The sequence below is a fragment of the Pseudomonas sp. W2Oct36 genome (assembly GCF_041060465.1).
Classification (GTDB): domain Bacteria; phylum Pseudomonadota; class Gammaproteobacteria; order Pseudomonadales; family Pseudomonadaceae; genus Aquipseudomonas; species Aquipseudomonas graminis_B.
Map to the genome: position 1 here is coordinate 1 of NZ_JAUERW010000033.1, position 19194 is coordinate 19194.

Consider the following 19194-nt stretch of genomic DNA (forward strand, 5'->3'; position numbering starts at 1 on the left):
ACTTCGTCCAACCCTTTGATTATCAAGGAGTTTTCCGTTTCGTCTGCGCCGGAAGTGGGGCGAATTATAGACAGATCCAGAGGGGCGTCAAGCACTTATTTAAACTTTAGTGGGAACACTGCTGCTCTTAACCCGGCGACGCTGTATACGCTGAGCAATTGCGGGGATCCGCAGCACCAGAAGCAACGCGCCAATCGTTGCATAGACAGCCCACTCCTTCAGATCCGCCCGCACGATCCACAGCATATGCAGCAAACCCAGGCCTAAAATCAGGTAACTGAGCCGATGAAGTTTCTTCCAGCGCATTCCCAAACGGCGCTGGCTATAGCGGTTGGACGTGACCGCCAGCGACAACAGCCCCAGGAAACCCAGCGCCCCGACAATAATGTAGGGCCGTTTGACCAGTTCTACGCCCAACTGCGCCCAGTCAAAGCCCAGGATAAAAAAGCCATAACCCAGCATGTGCAGAGACACATACGTGAAACACCACAGCCCCAGCTGCCGGCGAACGGCGATCCATCCGGGCCAGCCCGTCGTGCGCTGCAATGGGGTCATCGCCAGCGTAATCAAAAGCAGGATCAACGTCCCCAAGCCCAAGCGATCAACTAGTACCTTTCCAGGATCAGGCCCCAAAGCAAAAATCCACGCCTGGTAGAGCCAATACAGGGGGACCAAAGCCGCTGCGACGAACACCGACACACGCCAGTAGATGAAACGCATCAATAGTTTTTCCGTAGGTCCAGGCCTGTATAAAGAGAAGCAACCTGCTCCCCGTACCCGTTAAACATCTCGGTCTGGCGAATATTCGGGCTGAACAGCCCGCTGGGCAGACGCCGCTCGCGTGCCTGGGTCCAGCGTGGATGATCAACCGTCGGGTTCACATTGGCATAGAAACCGTACTCGCTTGCCGCAATGCTTTGCCAGGTCGTCTTCGGTTGCTCGCTTGTCAGACTGATGCGCACGATGGACTTCACGCTTTTAAAGCCATATTTCCAAGGCACCACCAGACGCAACGGCGCGCCGTTCTGATTGGGCAGTTCCCTTCCATACATGCCCACCGCCAGAATCGCGAGCGGGTTCATCGCCTCATCCAGACGAAGCCCTTCTACATAAGGCCAGTCGATCAACGCAAAGCCGGAGCGCTGGCCGGGCATGGTCTTCGGGTCCTGCAGCGTTTCAAACCGGATGTATTTGGCATTCGCCGTCGGTTCAACCTGCTTGAGCAGCTCGGAGATCGGGAAGCCCAGCCATGGAATCACCATCGACCACGCTTCTACGCAGCGCAGACGATAGATACGCTCTTCCAGCTGATAGGGCTTCATGAAGTCTTCGAGTGCGTAGCGGCCAGGCTTGGCCACCTCCCCGTCAATGACGACGCTCCACGGTTCGGTTTTCAGCGAGCCGGCGTTTTGCGCGGGATCACCCTTGTCGGTGCCGAACTCGTAGAAGTTGTTGTAGTGGGTCGCGTCCTTGAACGGCGTAATCGTCTCGTCCTTGACGGTAACGGCTTGCCACTTCGTTGAAGGTAACTTGCCTTTGAACCAGTCAGGGGCAGCGCCGGCTTCGACGTCGGTATAGCGCGAGGCTTCTTCGGCTTGCGCCCAGCGAGGCATTGCGCTGACGGCGAGCCCCGCAAGACTGCTTCCGAGCAATGCGCGACGCGAGAGATAAAAGGATTCGGGTGTGACATCCGACTCTTTGCAATCGGACGTAGAGGGGATCTTGATCAGCATGATGACTCCGCAGCTATGGAGAAATGAAGCATCTATAGCGGCGGAGTATGCGGGAAATAACGGTCGGCGAACTACCTCTGGCGACGTAGACGCAGCAGGTACTGGATAGGACCGGAAGCTGCATATCCAAGGAAAATTAGCAGCAGAATGCGCGGCGGATCACTGAACACCACAGCGAATACCAAAACGACGGCCAGAATCGCAACAAACGGCACCCGCCCTTTCAGATCCAGCTCTTTGAAGCTGTTGTACTTGATGTTGCTGACCATCAGCATGCCCGCTGCCGCGACCAATAGTGCAACCAGAAACGACAGTTTCGAACCCTGGATGCCGTAATCGCTGAACGCCCAGACGGTGCCCGCGACGACCCCTGCGGCGGCAGGACTTGCCAGGCCAATGAAGTAACGCTTGTCCGCCTTGCCCACCTGGGTGTTGAACCGGGCCAGACGCAACGCTGCCCCCGCCACATAGATGAAGGCGACCATCCAGCCGACCTTGCCCATGTCACCCAGCGCCCAGCCAAACGCCAACAGCGCCGGCGCCACGCCAAAAGCGACCATATCGGACAACGAGTCGTACTCTGCGCCGAATGCGCTCTGGGTGTTTGTCATCCGCGCAACACGGCCGTCCAGACCATCCAGGACCATGGCAACGAAGATGGCGATGGCGGAGAACGCGAAGTATTTGCTCGCGCTCGCCTGATCACCCGCGCTCAATGCACTCTGCGCACTCATGGCGCTGATGATTGCGTAGAAGCCGGCGAACAGGTTCGCAGTGGTGAACAGATTGGGTAGCAGGTATATCCCGCGATGGCGCACCTGGCGCCCCTCGTCGTCGTGACCCTCTTCAATGTGTTCATCAATCGGTAGCAGGCTTTCGGCGTCAGCAGCCTTGTTCGGCTCTTCGGGACGTTCGCTCATGGACAATACCTTGCAGCTGAAGAATTTCGACAAATGCTTGTGGCCCTTGGGCCGACAAACGATGCAGCTTTATACCAGATGAGCCCCCATAACGAAAAAACGCGACCCGAGGGCCGCGTTTTTTCCTGCAGGAACCTGATCGGGATCTTAGTTCTTGGCTTGGTCGACGATCTTGTTCTTCGCGATCCAAGGCATCATCGAGCGCAGTTGCTCACCGATGATTTCCAGGCCGTGCGCCTTGTTGTTACGACGCTTGGCGGTCATCGACGGGTAGCCGCTGGCGCCCTCGGCGATGAACATCTTGGCGTACTCGCCGTCCTGAATGCGCTTCAGAGCGTTGCGCATGGCCTGACGGGATTCGGCATTGATGACTTCCGGGCCGGTAACGTACTCGCCGTATTCAGCGTTGTTGGAGATCGAGTAGTTCATGTTGGCGATGCCGCCTTCGTACATGAGGTCGACGATCAGCTTCAGTTCGTGCAGGCACTCGAAGTAAGCCATTTCCGGCGCATAACCGGCTTCAACCAGGGTCTCGAAACCGGCTTTGACCAGTTCAACGGTACCGCCACACAGAACGGCTTGCTCGCCGAACAGGTCGGTTTCGGTTTCGTCCTTGAAGGTGGTTTCGATGATACCGGTACGGCCGCCGCCAACACCCGACGCGTACGACAGAGCGACGTTCTTGGCGTTGCCCGAGGCGTCCTGGTAAACGGCGATCAGGTCAGGGATGCCACCGCCTTTGACAAACTCGGTACGCACGGTGTGGCCTGGTGCTTTTGGCGCGATCATGATCACGTCGAGATCGGCACGAGGAACAACCTGGTTGTAGTGGATCGCGAAGCCGTGGGAGAAGGCCAGTGTTGCGCCCTTCTTGATGTTCGGCTCGATTTCGTTCTTGTACAGCTGGGACTGGAATTCGTCCGGGGTCAGGATCATGACCAGGTCTGCAGCGGCGACGGCGGAAGCCACGTCAGTCACTTTCAGGCCGTGAGCTTCAGCTTTGGCGACAGTACCCGAACCCTTGCGCAGGCCAACAGTGACATCAACGCCGGAGTCTTTCAGGTTGCACGCTTGAGCGTGGCCCTGAGAACCGTAACCGATGATGGCAACTTTTTTGCCCTGGATGATCGAAAGGTCGCAGTCTTTGTCGTAATAAACTTTCATGAAATTCCCCTGATAACTTGGCCGCAAGGCCATTTGCAAAATTAGGTTAGATGCTCAGCACTTTGTCGCCGCGGGCAATGCCCGTGACGCCGCTTCGTACGGTTTCCAGAATGGCAGTTGTGCCAATCGCCTGGATGAAGCTGTCCAGCTTGTCGCTTGTCCCGGTCAACTGCACGGTATAGACGCTGCTGGAGACGTCGACGATCTGGCCGCGGAAAATGTCGGTGGTGCGCTTGATCTCGGCACGCTGGGCGCCAGTGGCTTTCACCTTGATCAGCATCAGCTCGCGCTCGATGTGGGCGCTTTCTGACAGGTCGACCAGCTTGACCACTTCGACCAGCTTGTTGAGGTTCTTGGTGATTTGCTCGATCACTTCATCTTGGCCAACGGTGGTCAGCGTCAGACGCGACAGGGTCGGGTCCTCGGTTGGCGCCACTGTCAGGCTTTCGATGTTGTAGTTGCGCTGCGAAAACAGGCCGACCACACGAGACAGCGCACCCGGTTCGTTTTCCAGCAATAGCGAAATGATGTGGCGCATGGTTATGTCCGCTCCGTCTTGCTCAGCCACATGTCACGCATGGACCCGTCTCTGATCTGCATCGGATAGACGTGCTCGCCGACATCGACCTTGATATCGAGGAACACCAGCCGATCTTTCATGGCGAACGCTTCTTCCATCTTCGGCTTCAGGTCCTTGAGATCGGTGATGCGCATGCCGACGTGCCCGTAAGCCTCGACCAGCTTCACGAAGTCAGGCAGCGACTCCATGTAGGAATGCGAGTGACGACCGCTGTAGCTCATGTCCTGCCACTGACGGACCATGCCGAGCACGCCGTTGTTGAGCAGGATGATCTTCACCGGCAGGTTGTACTGCAGACAGGTCGACAGCTCCTGAATGTTCATCTGAATGCTGCCTTCGCCGGTGACGCAGGCGACATTGTCATTCGGGAAACTCAGCGCAACACCCATCGCGGCCGGCAGGCCGAAGCCCATGGTGCCGAGACCGCCGGAGTTGATCCAGCGATTGGGTTTGTTGAAGCGGTAGTACTGAGCCGCGAACATCTGGTGCTGCCCCACATCGGAGGTGACGTAGGCATCGCCTTTGGTCACTTCGCACAGCGTCTCGATCACAGTCTGCGGCTTGATGACGCTTCCGTCGCCACGGTTGTAAGGGAACAGGTCACCGCCGGCGCGCCATTCTTCGATCTGCTTCCACCACGTCGCGACCGACTCCTTGTTAGGGGTTTCGGCGAGCTCTTTGAGGGTCGCAACCATCTCGGTCAGCACGCTCTCGACCGGCCCGACGATTGGCACGTCGGCCTTGATGGTCTTGGAGATGGACGCCGGGTCGATGTCGACGTGAATGATTTTGGCGTTCGGGCAGAATTTCGCCGGCCCGTTGATCACGCGATCGTCGAACCGCGCGCCCACCGCAAGAATCACATCGGCGTGGTGCATCGCCAGGTTGGCGGTGTAGCTGCCATGCATCCCCAGCATGCCGACGAACTGGCGATCGGTGCCTGGATAAGCACCCAGGCCCATCAACGTGTTGGTGACCGGAGCGTTCAATTGCTGCGCCAGTTCGGTCAATGGCGCCGAACCGTTGCCCATGATCACGCCGCCGCCTGCGTAGATGACCGGGCGCTTGGCCGCGACCAGCATTTCCACGGCCTTGCGGATCTGGCCGGAATGGCCGCGGACCGCCGGGCTGTAGGAGCGCAGCTTGGCTTTCTTGGGGAAGATGTATTCGAACTTCTCTGCCGGGTTGGTCATGTCTTTCGGGATATCGACGACGACAGGACCAGGACGACCGGATTGGGCCAGGTAGAACGCCTTCTTCAGGACTTCCGGGATCTCCGACGGGTGTTTGATCATGAAGCTGTGCTTCACGATTGGCCGGGAGATACCGATCATGTCGGTTTCCTGGAACGCGTCGGTACCGACCATGTTGCTCGGGACCTGACCGGACAGCACCACCATTGGAATCGAATCCATGTAGGCGGTCGCGATACCGGTGATGGCATTGGTTGCGCCGGGCCCCGAAGTCACCAGCACAACGCCTGCCTTGCCGGTGGCGCGGGCGTAACCGTCAGCCATGTGAGTCGCGGCCTGTTCGTGACGAACAAGGATATGGCTCACAGCCGGTTCTTTGAACAGCGCGTCGTATATATGCAGGAGGGCACCGCCAGGGTACCCGTAGATGTGCTCTACGCCTTCGTCACGCAAAAAGCGGACGACCATTTCAGCGCCAGATAAAAGCTCCACGTTGTTCACCTCTAAAACGCCAGAATACCGTCCACACAAGCGAGGAGACGGGTCTTAATAGGTTTACTGCAAAGCAGAGCATGAGCGACGGTGGTCGCCGACTACGTCAGCACTGACTGAGCAAGTATTGGGATCGCCCCTTAAGTGTTTCGGGGTCTTCCCACCCAGCGCGAGGTAACGCGTTGCGGGTGTTACGGGTCGGCGCGGGTGTGCGCCTCATGATCTACCGAGACGGTCTGCTTCTGGCAGTCCCTCTACAGCGAACTTTGGATTGTTCGGATTCGCCCCTCTCAAGTCAAGTCATCGATGCGCTTTCTTCGTCCACTGCCCGCCAAAAGGCACCGAATGAGGTCGCAGCGCGCCGCTTGTGATAGGTTTCCGGCCATTGCCACAGAAGTAAGGAACCGGGAATGCGCTGGATGATTCTTGCAGCGACGCTGACACTGGCCGTCGCCCCGGCGGTCGGCCAGGCCGCGCAGATATACAAATGGGTGGACGCTCAGGGCGTCACGCATTTCGACGCCCAGCCGCCTGCCGGGCAGACAGCACAGGAAATCAATACAGGGAGCCCCGTCTCCGCCCCACCTGCCCCGCCGCCGCAGAACCAGGAGGGAGCACGGGAGCAGGAGGCGGTCGATGCCAAGGTCAGAAAACAGGTTGCCGCTCAGGAAGCCAAGCGCAAAGAAGCGTGCGACGAACAGCGAACCAACCTTGCCCAACTGCAGAACAACCCTCGGGTACGACAGGAGGTGAATGGCGATTTCAGGCGGTTCACGGAAGAAGAGCGGCAGGCCCGCATCGTCGAGGTCAAGCAGTACCTCGACGATCAATGCAACTGAGGGTCAGACCGCCTCGGTAATCAACCGGTCGAAGTCTTTCAGCAGCGCCAGCAAGTTGCGTGCTTCGCGGATACGGCTGGCGTATACCATCTCCGCCATTTCCAGAATGCCGGATGCCGTGGGCAACGGCATATCCTGCTCAAGGATGATCTTCATGCGTGGCAGGAAGATCCATTGCAGCCACTGATCAAAATCCAGCGTGTCGACGCAGAAGGGTTCACGGCTTGACAGCGACTCGTCGCTGGGCGGCACTTCCTTCCACCATCCCAGGACTCGCAATTCGCGCTCGATCAACAGCAACTGGTCAGCGATTTTCGGAAAGCGTTTATCCATTGGCTTTCTGCCGCGCCAACGCTGCACCGGCGGCGTCACCCTGCTTTTCCCGCGATTGGGCAATCAGGCCCCAAAGACTGGCTTGAAGGCTCGCGCGACCGTTGGCGTAGGTCAGAGCACGACGGGCCAATTGCTCAGCCTGAGGCGCATCGCCCTGGGCCAGACGCACTTGCGCCAGACGGTAGAGGACCTGGGGCTCACGGGGGGCAACACGTTGAGCACGCTCAAGGCTCGATGATGCGCCGTTGAGATCGCCACCGGACTGCTGCTGCTGAGCGGTGGTGAGCAACGCCAGCACCGGCCCATCCAGTTGCTCGTCTTCTGACAACCCGCCGCTGGACGCAGACGGAATGCCAGTCGGCGCCGAGGCCGGCATGCTGTAGGTATTGCTGGTCGCTGGCGGCGGTGTGTACGTATTGTTCACTGGGGCCTGATTAACCGGCGCAGTGCTGATCGGCGCCGTAGCGGGTGGCACGAACGTCGAAATAGGCGCACCACTGGCGTTGGCGCCGCCGGGTACCATGACCGTGACACCAGAATCTTCCTGAATCGTCTGCGACTGCGCGGGTGCCTGTACCGGCGCGCGATAGGTGTTGCTGCGAGTAGACGAAACGCGCTCGCCGTTTGAAACGCGTGACCCTGAATCGACCACCGGAATCGCACTGCGCGTCTGGGACGCGCAACCGTTGAGCAAAGCCAGAGCCGTTACAGCCGGAATCCACCACTTGTCCACGTCACATCCTCTTTGCTTAATTCAACCAGGCTTAGTTCAACCAGCCCTTGACCCAGTCCATCACCGAATCGGCAGGCGCTGCTGCCCCACCGCAGGTCGGGCCGGGTTGCGGCTCACTGCCGCGAATATACGGCATCTGTACGGCGTTCGGGCAGCTGGCGTCGGTGCCTTCGCCGGTACTGGCATTGACCCAGGCCTGCACGACGTTATCAGGCATCGCCATGTCCAGCGGCAGCGGATCGGCTTTCTTCATGAAGCTGGTCCAGATCTGCAGTGCGCCGGTGGCCCCAGTGAACGGCGTCTTGCCGTTGTCGTCGCGGCCCATCCAGACGATCGCCAGCAAGTCCTGGCTGAAGCCGGCAAACCAGCTGTCGCGCGAGTCGTTGGTGGTGCCTGACTTGCCCGCCAGATTCAGGGTGCTCGGCAGCACGTTGTACACCGATTTACCCGTACCCTCGCGCATCACCCGCTGCATGGCGTTCTGCAGCAAATAGATCGAACCCGGGTCGAAACGTTGCTGAATCTGGAACGGATAGCGCTTGAGCGGCTCCCCTTCGGCGGTCAGTACGCTGCGAATCCCGCGCAACGGCGTGTTGAAGCCGCCGCTGGCGATGGTCTGGTACATCGTCGCCACTTCGATCGGCGTCAGCGCGCCAGCCCCCAGGAGCATCGACGGGAACGCCGGCCACTCGCGAGTGACGCCCAGCTCGGTCAGGGTTTTGAAGACATTCGGAATGCCCAGGTCCAGACCCAGCTTAGCGCTGGACAGGTTGTAGGAATGCGCCAGGCCCTGATACAGGAAAATGTTGCCGTGGGCTTTGTGATCGTAGTTCTGCGGTTTCCAGATCTGGCCGTCGGCGCCTTTCACCTGAAAAGGCTCGTCGGGAATCCAGCTGGTCAGCGAGTACTGCTGCGGACGCTCGAGAGCGGTCAGATAGATGGCCGGCTTGACCAACGACCCGATCGGCCGAACGGCATCCAGCGCCCGGTTGAAACCCGCGAAGCCTGCCTGGCGGCTGCCGATCAGCGCCTGGACTTCGCCGGTCTCCGGATTGGTCACGACCATGGCCGTTTCCATCTCGTCCGCGCCTTTGCGGCCGGAAATCTTGGCGAAGCTTTCGCGCACGGCAGCTTCGGATTTCATCTGCAGAATAGGGTCGAAACTGGTGAAGATCCGCAGGCCCTCTTCGGTCAAATCCTCGTCGCGGTAGTCCTGACGCAGTTGACGTTTGACCAGATCGAGGAAGTCCGGGAACGAGCTGTCGGCCAGCGATCCGACTTTGCTCACGCCAAGCGGCATCTTCTTCGCAGCCGCAACCACTTCGGGGGTGGCGACACCCTGTTGTTCAAGCAGATCGAGGACCAGATTGCGACGCTCCAGCGCACGCTCGGGATTGCGGCGCGGGTTGTAATACGAAGGCCCCTTGACCAGACCGACCAGCAAGGCGACCTGATGCAGCTTCAACTCCGACAGCGGCTGACTGAAGAAATACTGACTCGCCAGACCAAAGCCGTGGACCGCGCGCTGGCCGTCCTGCCCCACGAACACTTCGTTGAGGTAGGCCTCGAGAATCTCCTGCTTGCTGTAATGAATCTCCAGCAGAACTGCCATCATCGCTTCGGTCAGCTTGCGGGTGATGCTGCGCTCGTTGGTCAGGTAGAAGTTCTTGACCAGTTGCTGAGTCAGCGTCGATCCGCCCTGGCGCATCTGGCCAGCGGAAGCGTTGATCCAGAAAGCTCGCAGGATCCCCTTCGGCGATACGCCGAAGTGATGGTAGAAATCCCGATCTTCGACGGTGACGAGCGTGTCGAGCAAATAAGGCGGCGCCTGATCGAGCTTGATCAGAATCCGGTCTTCGAGATTCTTCGGATACAAGCCGCCGATCATCAGGGGCTCAAGCCGCGCGACAGCAAGCTTGGCGCCATTGGCGGCGCTCAGTTCCGCGACGTAATCGCCGGAGAAGCGCACATGGATCTGCTGAGCCGGATCAGCGCCTTCATAGAACTGGAAGCCGCGGGTGTTGAGATCGACAGTGTTGCCGTTGACCGCGGCAGCGCCCGGCCCGTTGGCCACACCTTCACGACGATAGCCCAGCGCATCGAGTTCCAGAAGGAAGTCATCGCGTGAAAGCTTCTGGCCGACGAACAGCTCCAGTGGCCGTGCATAGACCTTGGCCGGAATGGTCCAGCGCTTGCCGGAGAATTTTTCCTGGACGATGGAATCCAGGTAAACGGCGAAGCAGCCAAGGATCACCAGCCCGACAAGACTGAGTTTCAGGGCCCAGCCCAACAGGCTGCGCAGGCGGCTGTTGGTGGGTTTGGGGGATTTTTTCGGGGTGCGGGATCGGGTCATGGCGGCGGATTATACGCACTTTCAAAGCCCCCGACAGACCGCCCTTTAAGCGGTTTGCAGCAATGGCTCCAGCGGCCATAATGGCCGCCTTTCGCTACTTCTCTCTCGCCTTATCACCTTTCAAGGATCGTCCGTGAGCCAGACACTGATAGCCGCGCTGCAAAACCCCGCCCTGTTTCCTCACCCGGTCGAACAGTTTCAGGTCATCGAGACGCATATTTCCTGGGTGCTCCTCACCGGCCAGTACGTCTACAAGATGAAGAAGCCGGTCAATTTCGGTTTTCTGGACTTCACCCACCTGCCGGCGCGCCAGCATTTCTGTGAGCAGGAGCTGATGCTGAACCAGCGCCTGACGGACGATCTGTACCTGGAAGTGCTGCCTGTTACCGGCAGCATCGACGCTCCTCAGCTGAATGGTGAAGGCGAAGCGATCGAGTACGTGCTGAAAATGCGCCAGTTTCCGCAGGACGGCTTGCTCAGCACCTTGCAAGCCAAAGGCGAGTTGACCACCGCGCACATCGACGACATGGCCCGGCAGATCGCCGAGTTTCATCTCAAATCGCCCAAGGTGCCGATGGAAAACCCCCTCGGCAGCGCCGACAGCGCAATGGCGCCGGTCACGCAAAATTTTGAGCAGATTCTGCCCTTCCTCAGCGAAAAGTCTGACCTCATCCAACTTGAAGCGCTGGAGGCATGGGCGAACAGCAGTTTCGAGCGCCTCAAGCCATTGATGAACCAGCGCAAGCTCGACGGATTTGTCCGCGAGTGCCATGGCGACATCCACTTGGGCAATGCAACGCTGATCGATGGCAAGGTGGTGATTTTCGACTGCATCGAGTTCAACGAGCCCTTCCGCATGACAGACGTCTATGCCGACATAGGCTTCCTGGCCATGGACCTTGAGGATCGCGGCCTGAAAAGCCTTTCCCGTCGATTCGTCAGTCAGTACCTCGAACTGACCGGCGACTATGCGGGACTTCAGCTTCTCAATTTCTACAAGGCCTACCGGGCACTGGTCCGCGCCAAAGTGGCGCTGTTTAGCCTGAATGCCGACGCCGATCAGGTGCAACGGGCCGCGACACTGCGCCAGTATCGCAATTACGCCAACCTGGCCGAGAGCTATAGCGCGATTCCGTCGAATTTTCTGGCCATCACCCATGGCGTTTCCGCGGTCGGCAAAAGTCAGGTTGCGATGCGCCTGGTCGAAGCGCTGGGGGCGATCCGTCTGCGTTCAGATGTCGAGCGCAAGCGTGCATTCGCCGACCATGAAGATCTGTATTCCGCCGACGTCAGCGCGGCTACTTATCAGCGTCTGAATGAGCTGGCGGGTGTCGTGCTCCGCGCAGGCTTGCCGGTGATCATCGATGCAACCTATTTGAAGCTCCCGCAGCGTCAGGCGACTGCGCAGATTGCCGAGGCAATGGGCGTTCCTTTTCTGATCGTTGACTGCGCCGCGCCAAAAGCGGTTATCGAGGGTTGGCTGGCGCAACGTCGGGCACAAAATGATGATCCTTCGGACGCAACCATGGAAGTCATTGAAGCGCAGCTGGCCAGTCGCGAGGCGCTGACCGCTGATGAAATATTGCGCAGCCGCCACGTCGAGACCAACGTCAGTGGTGATCTGGACAAGCTGGTCGCCGACATTCGTCAGCATCTGCCGGGGCTCTGATAGCCCGCATCCGCCAGCGGTCGAGTCGTGATGGATAACGCTTCACGGCTCGACGTAGGTGGCATTATAGTGGCGTCAGAATACCAACAATGGAGACGTCAAATGAACCAGCCCAAACAGCTCGACTCGCCTCTGTTCGCACTGTTGCGAAAAGACGATGTGACCGCCTTCAACCTCGAGCGCCCTAAGCAGGGCCCTGTTGATCTGTCTGGAGGCGATTTCCGCGGCCTGGATCTGCGTGAGATCGACGCCGACCGCATCGACTTCACTGATGCTTACTTCAGGTCGGCGGACTTGCGCGGCGTTGACTTCCGGACGAGCCTACTTGAAGGTGCAAGCATCGCCCATGCACAGATATCCGGGGCGTACTTCCCGCCAGAGCTGAGTGCTGACGAGATCCTTATGTCAGTCAATTTCGGTACTCGCCTGCGCTATCGCACCCGCTAAGCCTCGCTCTAACCTCTCGCCCTGCATGCGCCGCCATGTCGGGCCTGCCCTCGCCTGCTTATCCAATCCAACCTGATCCTACCGTTCGGCGGCGTACGCCGCGTTCGAGTGGTAACACTCTGCAGATTGATTCGGCGTCGTCTACGCTAAGCGACATGGCTCGCCTTTTCAGTTTATGTCGAGCCTATGGAGAAGTTATTACATGGAACCACAGGATGGGTTTGCACATGGATGACGAATTGTTGGGCATGAAGAACCTGGGGAGGACCTCGGTTCAATGGCTTCACGCTGCGGGTATTCACACGATTGCTGATCTGCGGCGACTCGGCGCAATTCAGGCCTACCGGGCCGTTCAGGTCAGGGGATTCCGGGCCTCCAAAGCGCTGCTCTACTCACTGGAAGGCGCGTTGTCAGATCGCCCTTGGGCCGAGCTGCCCCAGGCGCACAAAGATTCCATCGACACTGAACTGAAGAACGCCAGTTCTGGGCTAATCCGGGAACGCCACATTCCATAAGTAAAATAGTCTGCAGAACACTGTTGACTTACAAATGAGAATCACTATGATTATCACATCCGGTCGCGAGACTGGTCGATAACCTGAAAGGCTCCTTGGTTCGGACTCTCAGATTATCTCCTCATCAGGCTAATCACGGTTTTTGACCCGGCTCTTTGCCGGGTCTTTTTTTGCCCGGGATTCAGGCCCCTACTCCCAAGTGGCCCAACAAATCATCCAGCAGGCTGGTCGCCCCGAGCCGCAGTCTCCCCTGCTCAAGCCAGCGTGGGCCGAATCGTGCCTTGACCAGATCCATGTGAACCCGCGCTTCCTTGAGCGTCCGTACATTCCCGGAGACGTTGATGCCCACATGCGCGCCTGACTCGGCGATGGCCGCAATCAAAATCCGGCTGGCCTGGGGTGTCGCGTTGAGGACCTGTTTCCCCGTACTGGTTTTCAGAAAGTTGGCGCCCTCCTGAATTGCAACACAGCTTGCGCCGTGAATGACCTGCGGATCACGCAGCACGCCGGTTTCCAGCGTGACGGTCAATGCAGCACGACCGCATCTGGCTTTACAGGCGTTAATGATGTCCGCGCCAATCTGTCTGTCCCCGCCAAGCAGCGCATGGAAGGGATAGACCAGATCGATTTCGTCGGCACCCGCGAGAATTGCCGCCTGGGTTTCCGACTCGGCCGAGCTGACAGAAGGCGAACCGCTCGGAAAGTTAACCGCGGCCACGACGCTGACCTCCCGCGCATGCAGGCTGTCGAGGGTGCGCCGCGCCAGTCCTGCGAATCGGGGCATTACACAGACGGCGGCAACATGCCCCACAGGTGTCAGGGCTCGATGACACAACGCAATGATCTTTTCCGGCGTGTCATCGGCATTCAACGAAGCCAATTCCATCAGGCCTATAGCCAGTTGCGCCAATGACGCATCGACCGCATGCACGTCAATCGCTTCGTTTAAGTCGTTCATTACACATCCTCGATACCTTGGCTTGAGGCGACGATAATCGAGAACGGCTGTGCCTGAACGGTCACAAAGACGCAAAAGAGCAGGCCTACGTGATTAAAGGAATTGTCCGAAGGACATTGCCCGCACAGGCAATGGAAACGGGCTGCTGCATCGGTAAAGGCAGCTGATGCACATCGACACGAGCCCATTCAGCGAGCGATCACCAGCGGATGCCCACGCTCGGGATGAGGCTGCACCAGAACATCCAGACCGAACACCGACTTCAGCGCCTCAGGCGTGAGCACGTGCTCTGGTGTGCCGGATAGATGTGCGCGCCCTTGCGCCAGCAGCAACAGCTGATCGCAGTAACGGGCTGCCAGGTTCAAGTCATGCAGGATCACCATCACCGCGCCGCCACGGTCGGCGAAGGCACGAACGGCCAACAGCGTGGTGTGCTGATGCAGCGGGTCGAGCGCCGACGTGGGCTCGTCCAGCAAGAGAATCTGGCCCTCCTCGCCCGGCCACACCTGCGCCAGCACCCGTGCCAGGTGAACCCGCTGACGCTCGCCGCCCGACAGCGTCAGATAGCTGCGACCGAGCAGGTGAAGCCCATCGGCCGCCGCAAGGGCGTGCTGGATGATCTCTCCGTCACATTGCTGACCGCTGTCATGGGGCAAGCGGCCCATCGCAACCACTTCCTCGACCTTGAACGCGAAATCCAATGTCGAGCTCTGCGGCAGTACCGCCAGCCGACGCGCCCGTTCGTGGCCGCGCCATTGATTCAGGGGAATGTCGTCCAGCACCACGTGACCGTGAGTCGGGGCAAGCTCGCCGCACAGGGCAGCCATCAGCGAACTTTTGCCGGCCCCATTGGGGCCCAGCACGCCGAGCATCTGACCGGGCGCCAACGCCAAGTCGATGTTGGCGACCACCTGCTTGCCATCGCGCACGATGCCGAGGTCATTAGCGATCAACATCAGCGACGGCCTCGAACCAGCAGGAAAAGAAAAAACGGCGCGCCAAGGAACACAGTAACGATTCCGATTGGCAGCTCCGCCGGCGCCATCACCAATCGGGCGAAGATGTCTGCGACGAGCAGCAGTGTTGCCCCTGCCAGCGCTGAGGCGGGAAGGACAACGCGGTGGTCCGGCCCGCTCAGCAGTCGCACCAGGTGCGGCACGATCAGACCGATGAAGCCGATCAGCCCCGCCGCTGCGACGGCAGCCCCGACGCCAAGGGCGATGCACAGAATCAGCTCACGCTTGAGGCGTTCGACCTCGATGCCCAGATGGCGCGCTTCCGATTCTCCAAGCAGAAGCGCGTTGAGCGCCTTGGCTCGGCGCGGCAGCCAGAGGATCACCGCCACGCAAACCAGCAAAAGAGGCCAGAGCCGGGCGTAACTGGCACCATTAAGTGTGCCCAGATTCCAGAACGTCAGCGTCCGCAGACTGGCGTCGTCGGCCATATACGTGAGCAGGCCGATGACTGAGCCGGCCAGCGCCGTCATCGCTACACCCGCCAGCAGCATGGTGCTGACGCTGGTTCGGCCGTCGCGGCGTCCCAGCTGATGGACGATTGCGGTCACGCCAAGCCCACCGGCAAATGCGCAGACTGACAGCAAATACGGCTGGAACGGCTCAGGTAAACCGCCCAGCGATGCTCCGGCAACGATGGCCACCGCCGCGCCCAATGCCGCGCCACTGGAAACCCCGACCAGACCGGGGTCGGCGAGGGGATTGCGAAACAAAGCCTGCATCGCCACGCCCGACAAGGCCAGCACAGCCCCCACCGCCAGCCCGAGCAACGTACGGGGCAGGCGGATCTGGCCCACGATCAGCTCCGCCTGCTGCAAGTTGTCCTCCGCCAAGGGCATGCCCATCAGATGAAGAACCGCGCGCAAAGTATCCATCATCGGCAGGCTGACAGGCCCGAGCGCGAGGGACGCCCACATCGCCAGCAAACAGGCCAGGCTCAGCGCGATCAGTTGAGAGGTGAAGCGCATAAAAAGGTGCGTCCCCTATAAAGGAAGGCGCAGTCGATCACCTCAAGGCGCGACTGGCTGGATTTCGTTCATCGACTGGCGGGTTCGACTGCTGGCAGAATGCGCAGCCTGCCAGGGCCAGGAATTTGATGATTATTTGCATTTGAGCGTCAAGCGCCAAGGAGACCATGCTGAAATACCTGTGCGACAGCGCTGCGCTGATGGAAGGCAAAAGCCTCGGGTTCGAGGTTGATGAACTCAGGATTCTAGCCGTCCGGCGAGCGGGTCAAGTGTATGTGTACGCCAATCGGTGCCCCCATCGCGGGGTGGCGCTGGAATGGCAGGCCGATGAGTTTCTCGATGCCAGCGCCAGTCTGATCCAGTGCGCCACTCACGGTGCCCTGTTCCTCATCGAAAGCGGCGAGTGTGTAGCCGGCCCCTGCGAGGGCAAGTCCCTCAGGGCTATCGCCTGCGACGAGGACGCTCAGGGCATCTGGATCAACCCGGTGGCAGCGGACTGAGCGGGCGCGTCTGGGTGAGGTGAATCTCAAGACGCCGATCAATGCGCACCTCGTCAGGGGTGAGCGCCACGCCATACGCAAGGACTTCAACCCCCGCCGCATTTGCGTCAAGTAAGGCAGCAGCATAGGCCGCGTCGATTTCGGCAGCGGGCCGCACGGCATCAATGCCTGTCAGGTTCACGCAATACAGCAACACCGCACGCACGCCTTCCCGGGCCAGGGCCGCCAGTTCGCGCAGGTGCTTCGCGCCGCGTTGAGTGACCGCGTCGGGAAACGCAGCGACACGGCTGTCATCAAAGCCCAACGTCACGCTTTTGACTTCCAGGTACAGCGGGCCCTCTGGATAATCCAGCCGGAAGTCGACGCGGCTGTTTTCCTGACCGTAGGCAACTTCGCGCTTGAGCGCCGTAAACCCCGCCAATTCCGTGATTACGCCGGCCAGAAGTGCTTCTTCCACCAGCCTGTTGGCGCGCGCAGTGTTAACGCAGGCGAGCCGACCCTGTGGGGTTTCGGTGATTTCCCAGGTGCCCGGCAACTTGCGCTTGGGGTCATTGGACCTGCTGAACCAGACGCGGCCCCCCGGCATCATGCAATTGAACATGGAGCCCGTGTTGGGGCAGTGAATCGTCAGCAGTTCGCCGCTGGCGGTTTCGATGTCGGCGAGGAAACGCTTGTAGCGCTGAATCAGCCGGCCTTCTTCAAGGGGAGGAGAGAAACGCATCAGCCTTGCCAGCTCCGAAGACCACGGCCTATACGCTCGACCGCTTCCTGAAGGCGAGGCAGGCTTTGGGTGTAGGCGAAGCGCACGTGGTGGCCGGCGCGGTACCGACCGAAATCCAGCCCGGGTGTGAACGCCACGTGCTCGGTTTCCAGGAAGTGATGGCAGAACGCGAACGCGTCGCCGCCGAACGCGCTGATGTCTGCGTATAGATAGAAGGCGCCCTCGGGCTCCACGGCAATGGTAAAGCCCAGTTCGCGCAGCGCCGGAAGCAGGAAGTCGCGACGTCGGGCGAACTCCGCACGACGTTGCTCGAGGATCTCCAGGGTCTGTGGCTCGAAACAGGCAAGTGCCGCACTTTGCGCCATGCTCGGCGCGCTGATGTAAAGATTCTGCGCCAGCTTTTCCAGATCACCGACCGCCGCGTCGGGCGCAACCAGCCAACCGAGTCGCCAACCGGTCATGCCGAAATACTTGGAAAAACTATTCAGCACGAAGGCATCGTTGTCGACTTCCAGCACGCTGCTCGCGTCGGTGCCGTAGGTCAGACCGTGATAGATCTCGTCAACCACGAGGTGGCCATCCCGCGCCTTGAGCGACGCCGAAAGCGCGGCGAGTTCGTCCCGGTGCAGCAAGGTCCCGGTCGGGTTGGCCGGGGAAGCCAACAGCGCACCGACGCTGTCCTCGTTCCAGTATTGGGCGACCAGATCGCCCGTCAGTTGATAACGCACGTCCGGGCCCACGGGCACCAACTGCGCGGCGCCCTCCACCAGGCGCAGAAAATGCCGGTTGCACGGGTAACCCGGATCGGCCAGGAGCCAGTGTTTGCCGGGATCGACCAGCAGACTCGCCGCCAGCAGCAACGCACCGGAACCGCCCGGCGTAATCAGGATCCGGCCCGGATCGACACTCACGCCGTAACGCTGCGCGTAAAAGCCCGCGATCGCCTCGCGCAATTCCGGCAGACCACGGGCCGCCGTGTAACGGGTCTTGCCAGCGGCCAACGCCGCCTGACCGGCCTTGATGATCGGCTCGGCCGTGGTGAAATCCGGCTCGCCGATCTCCAGGTGGATAACGTCATGCCCCGCCGCTTGCAGTTCATTCGCCCGCGCCAGCAGCGCCATGACATGAAAGGGTTCTATGGCGCGGCTGCGCGCACTGTAGGGCTGTGGCATGGGCCTTCCTTTGGTGAGGGGTGGCGAGACAAGTGGCCGATTCTACTCATCCGCCCGAGTGGGCTACAGCGTTTATCCGCCTTGACGGCAGTGACTTGCAGCCGACAGTCCGGAAAACCCGGGGCTTGCGGGCGCAGGGACTAAACTCGACGCGCTGCAAAATAGATAAAACCGGGGGCTCAGCCTGTGGTCATAGTCCACGTGCGTGTTGCAGGCCATCCTCGACAACCGGGAGTAGCGCGCTCCGATTCGATCTGGTAAGTTCGCCCGCTTGCAGCCGCAGGGCCGGCAGGTGTCGGCGATGGATCTTAACCTGTGTAATGGCTTAGAAGAGTGAGAGGCGGTCCGTTCATGCCCACCGAAGAAAAGCAAAAGAGCACCCCGGCAATCAGTGGTTTCGAACCTTACGTTGCGACGAAGGGTGAGGAATACATGGGCGACCCCATGCGCAAGCACTTCACCAAGATCCTGTCCAAGTGGAAACAGGAGTTGATGGTAGAAGTTGACCGCACGGTTGTTCACATGAAGGACGAGGCGGCTAACTTCCCTGACCCTGCCGACCGTGCAAGCCAGGAAGAAGAATTCGCACTGGAACTGCGCGCCCGTGATCGTGAGCGCAAGTTGATCAAGAAGATCGACAAGACGCTGCAGCTGATTCAGGACAAGGAATACGGCTGGTGCGAATCGTGCGGCGTCGAGATCGGTATCAAGCGCCTTGAAGCCCGCCCAACGGCCGATATGTGCGTTGACTGCAAAAGTCTCGCTGAAATCAAGGAAAAACAGGTCGGTAAATGATCCTGTTGATCCAGTAAAAAGGACGCCTCGGCGTCCTTTTTCGTTTGTCTCAAGACCGACCGGGCACCCGACGGCGTGGGCTGGAAAGCGCCCTAC

General features: G+C 59.8%; 20 protein-coding genes. 6 read left to right on the forward strand and 14 right to left on the reverse strand.

Features of this window, described 5'->3' with window-relative positions; all coding sequences use genetic code 11:
- Nucleotides 1-99 precede the first annotated feature (99 nt).
- The 6 genes from msrQ to QWI18_RS24875 all read right to left on the reverse strand — a co-directional run bounded on the left by msrQ (nucleotide 100) and on the right by QWI18_RS24875 (nucleotide 6082).
- Entirely contained in the window at nucleotides 100-720 is a 621-nt protein-coding gene (gene msrQ, locus QWI18_RS24850) for a protein-methionine-sulfoxide reductase heme-binding subunit MsrQ (RefSeq protein ID WP_296306036.1), read from the reverse strand.
- Entirely contained in the window at nucleotides 720-1733 is a 1014-nt protein-coding gene (gene msrP, locus QWI18_RS24855) for a protein-methionine-sulfoxide reductase catalytic subunit MsrP (protein WP_065988278.1), read from the reverse strand. The genes msrQ and msrP overlap by 1 nt, the downstream gene beginning before the upstream one ends.
- Before the next feature lie 71 nt (nucleotides 1734-1804).
- Entirely contained in the window at nucleotides 1805-2653 is an 849-nt protein-coding gene (gene pssA / locus QWI18_RS24860; protein WP_065988279.1) for a CDP-diacylglycerol--serine O-phosphatidyltransferase, read from the reverse strand.
- A 147-nt stretch (nucleotides 2654-2800) separates the two neighbouring features.
- Nucleotides 2801-3817 (reverse strand): ketol-acid reductoisomerase, encoded by a 1017-nt coding sequence (gene ilvC / locus QWI18_RS24865; RefSeq protein ID WP_065988280.1) that lies wholly within the window; start codon nucleotides 3815-3817, stop codon nucleotides 2801-2803.
- Nucleotides 3818-3863: 46 nt separating this feature from the next.
- Nucleotides 3864-4355 (reverse strand): acetolactate synthase small subunit, encoded by a 492-nt coding sequence (gene ilvN, locus QWI18_RS24870; RefSeq protein ID WP_065988281.1) that lies wholly within the window; start codon nucleotides 4353-4355, stop codon nucleotides 3864-3866.
- Nucleotides 4356-4357: 2 nt separating this feature from the next.
- The gene (locus tag QWI18_RS24875) at nucleotides 4358-6082 is read right to left on the reverse strand and encodes an acetolactate synthase 3 large subunit (protein WP_192135969.1); all 1725 of its coding nucleotides are present in this window, start codon (nucleotides 6080-6082) and stop codon (nucleotides 4358-4360) included.
- A 410-nt stretch (nucleotides 6083-6492) separates the two neighbouring features.
- Between QWI18_RS24875 and QWI18_RS24880 the strand changes: the two genes are divergently transcribed.
- On the forward strand, nucleotides 6493-6921 hold the full coding sequence (locus QWI18_RS24880) for a DUF4124 domain-containing protein (protein ID WP_369320115.1): 429 nt from the start codon (nucleotides 6493-6495) through the stop codon (nucleotides 6919-6921).
- 3 nt (nucleotides 6922-6924) lie between these two features.
- Here QWI18_RS24880 and QWI18_RS24885 read toward each other — a convergent pair whose 3' ends face one another.
- The 3 genes from QWI18_RS24885 to mrcB are packed head-to-tail and all read right to left on the reverse strand — an operon-like array spanning nucleotide 6925 to nucleotide 10340.
- A complete protein-coding gene (locus QWI18_RS24885) occupies nucleotides 6925-7254 on the reverse strand; it encodes a YqcC family protein (RefSeq protein ID WP_065988283.1) in 330 nt (109 codons plus the stop codon).
- Nucleotides 7247-7987 carry a tetratricopeptide repeat protein gene (locus QWI18_RS24890; RefSeq protein ID WP_369320116.1) on the reverse strand — a complete coding sequence of 247 codons (741 nt, stop codon included), beginning with the start codon at nucleotides 7985-7987 and terminating at the stop codon, nucleotides 7247-7249. Before QWI18_RS24890 ends, QWI18_RS24885 begins: the two co-directional genes overlap by 8 nt.
- Before the next feature lie 31 nt (nucleotides 7988-8018).
- Nucleotides 8019-10340: a penicillin-binding protein 1B gene (gene mrcB, locus QWI18_RS24895; protein ID WP_369320117.1), complete on the reverse strand. Its 2322-nt coding sequence runs from the start codon at nucleotides 10338-10340 to the stop codon at nucleotides 8019-8021.
- Between the two features lie 133 nt (nucleotides 10341-10473).
- Between mrcB and QWI18_RS24900 the strand changes: the two genes are divergently transcribed.
- The 3 genes from QWI18_RS24900 to QWI18_RS24910 all read left to right on the forward strand — a co-directional run bounded on the left by QWI18_RS24900 (nucleotide 10474) and on the right by QWI18_RS24910 (nucleotide 12971).
- A complete protein-coding gene (locus tag QWI18_RS24900) occupies nucleotides 10474-12009 on the forward strand; it encodes a bifunctional aminoglycoside phosphotransferase/ATP-binding protein (protein WP_369320118.1) in 1536 nt (511 codons plus the stop codon).
- Between the two features lie 102 nt (nucleotides 12010-12111).
- Nucleotides 12112-12456, forward strand: a complete 345-nt coding sequence (locus tag QWI18_RS24905; RefSeq protein ID WP_369320119.1) for a pentapeptide repeat-containing protein — start codon at nucleotides 12112-12114, stop codon at nucleotides 12454-12456.
- Between the two features lie 227 nt (nucleotides 12457-12683).
- The gene (locus QWI18_RS24910; RefSeq protein ID WP_369320120.1) at nucleotides 12684-12971 is read left to right on the forward strand and encodes a TfoX/Sxy family protein; all 288 of its coding nucleotides are present in this window, start codon (nucleotides 12684-12686) and stop codon (nucleotides 12969-12971) included.
- A gap of 181 nt (nucleotides 12972-13152) precedes the next feature.
- Here the strand turns inward: QWI18_RS24910 and deoC are convergent, their stop codons facing one another.
- The 3 genes from deoC to QWI18_RS24925 all read right to left on the reverse strand — a co-directional run bounded on the left by deoC (nucleotide 13153) and on the right by QWI18_RS24925 (nucleotide 15868).
- On the reverse strand, nucleotides 13153-13929 hold the full coding sequence (gene deoC, locus QWI18_RS24915) for a deoxyribose-phosphate aldolase (protein ID WP_192135962.1): 777 nt from the start codon (nucleotides 13927-13929) through the stop codon (nucleotides 13153-13155).
- Between the two features lie 188 nt (nucleotides 13930-14117).
- Nucleotides 14118-14885 carry a heme ABC transporter ATP-binding protein gene (locus QWI18_RS24920; RefSeq protein ID WP_065988289.1) on the reverse strand — a complete coding sequence of 256 codons (768 nt, stop codon included), beginning with the start codon at nucleotides 14883-14885 and terminating at the stop codon, nucleotides 14118-14120.
- A complete protein-coding gene (locus QWI18_RS24925) occupies nucleotides 14885-15868 on the reverse strand; it encodes a FecCD family ABC transporter permease (protein WP_369320125.1) in 984 nt (327 codons plus the stop codon). The genes QWI18_RS24920 and QWI18_RS24925 overlap by 1 nt, the downstream gene beginning before the upstream one ends.
- A 212-nt stretch (nucleotides 15869-16080) precedes the next feature.
- Here QWI18_RS24925 and QWI18_RS24930 point away from each other — a divergent pair, with 212 nt between their 5' ends.
- A complete protein-coding gene (locus QWI18_RS24930; protein WP_065988468.1) occupies nucleotides 16081-16410 on the forward strand; it encodes a Rieske 2Fe-2S domain-containing protein in 330 nt (109 codons plus the stop codon).
- On the opposite strand, the gene sfsA is transcribed toward QWI18_RS24930, so the two are convergent.
- Both sfsA and QWI18_RS24940 read right to left on the reverse strand, forming a co-directional pair.
- On the reverse strand, nucleotides 16388-17131 hold the full coding sequence (gene sfsA, locus QWI18_RS24935; protein WP_065988291.1) for a DNA/RNA nuclease SfsA: 744 nt from the start codon (nucleotides 17129-17131) through the stop codon (nucleotides 16388-16390). The genes QWI18_RS24930 and sfsA overlap by 23 nt on opposite strands.
- Entirely contained in the window at nucleotides 17131-18303 is a 1173-nt protein-coding gene (locus tag QWI18_RS24940) for a pyridoxal phosphate-dependent aminotransferase (protein WP_369320121.1), read from the reverse strand. The genes sfsA and QWI18_RS24940 overlap by 1 nt, the downstream gene beginning before the upstream one ends.
- Before the next feature lie 351 nt (nucleotides 18304-18654).
- Here QWI18_RS24940 and dksA point away from each other — a divergent pair, with 351 nt between their 5' ends.
- On the forward strand, nucleotides 18655-19098 hold the full coding sequence (gene dksA / locus QWI18_RS24945) for an RNA polymerase-binding protein DksA (protein WP_065988293.1): 444 nt from the start codon (nucleotides 18655-18657) through the stop codon (nucleotides 19096-19098).
- Nucleotides 19099-19194 lie beyond the last annotated feature (96 nt).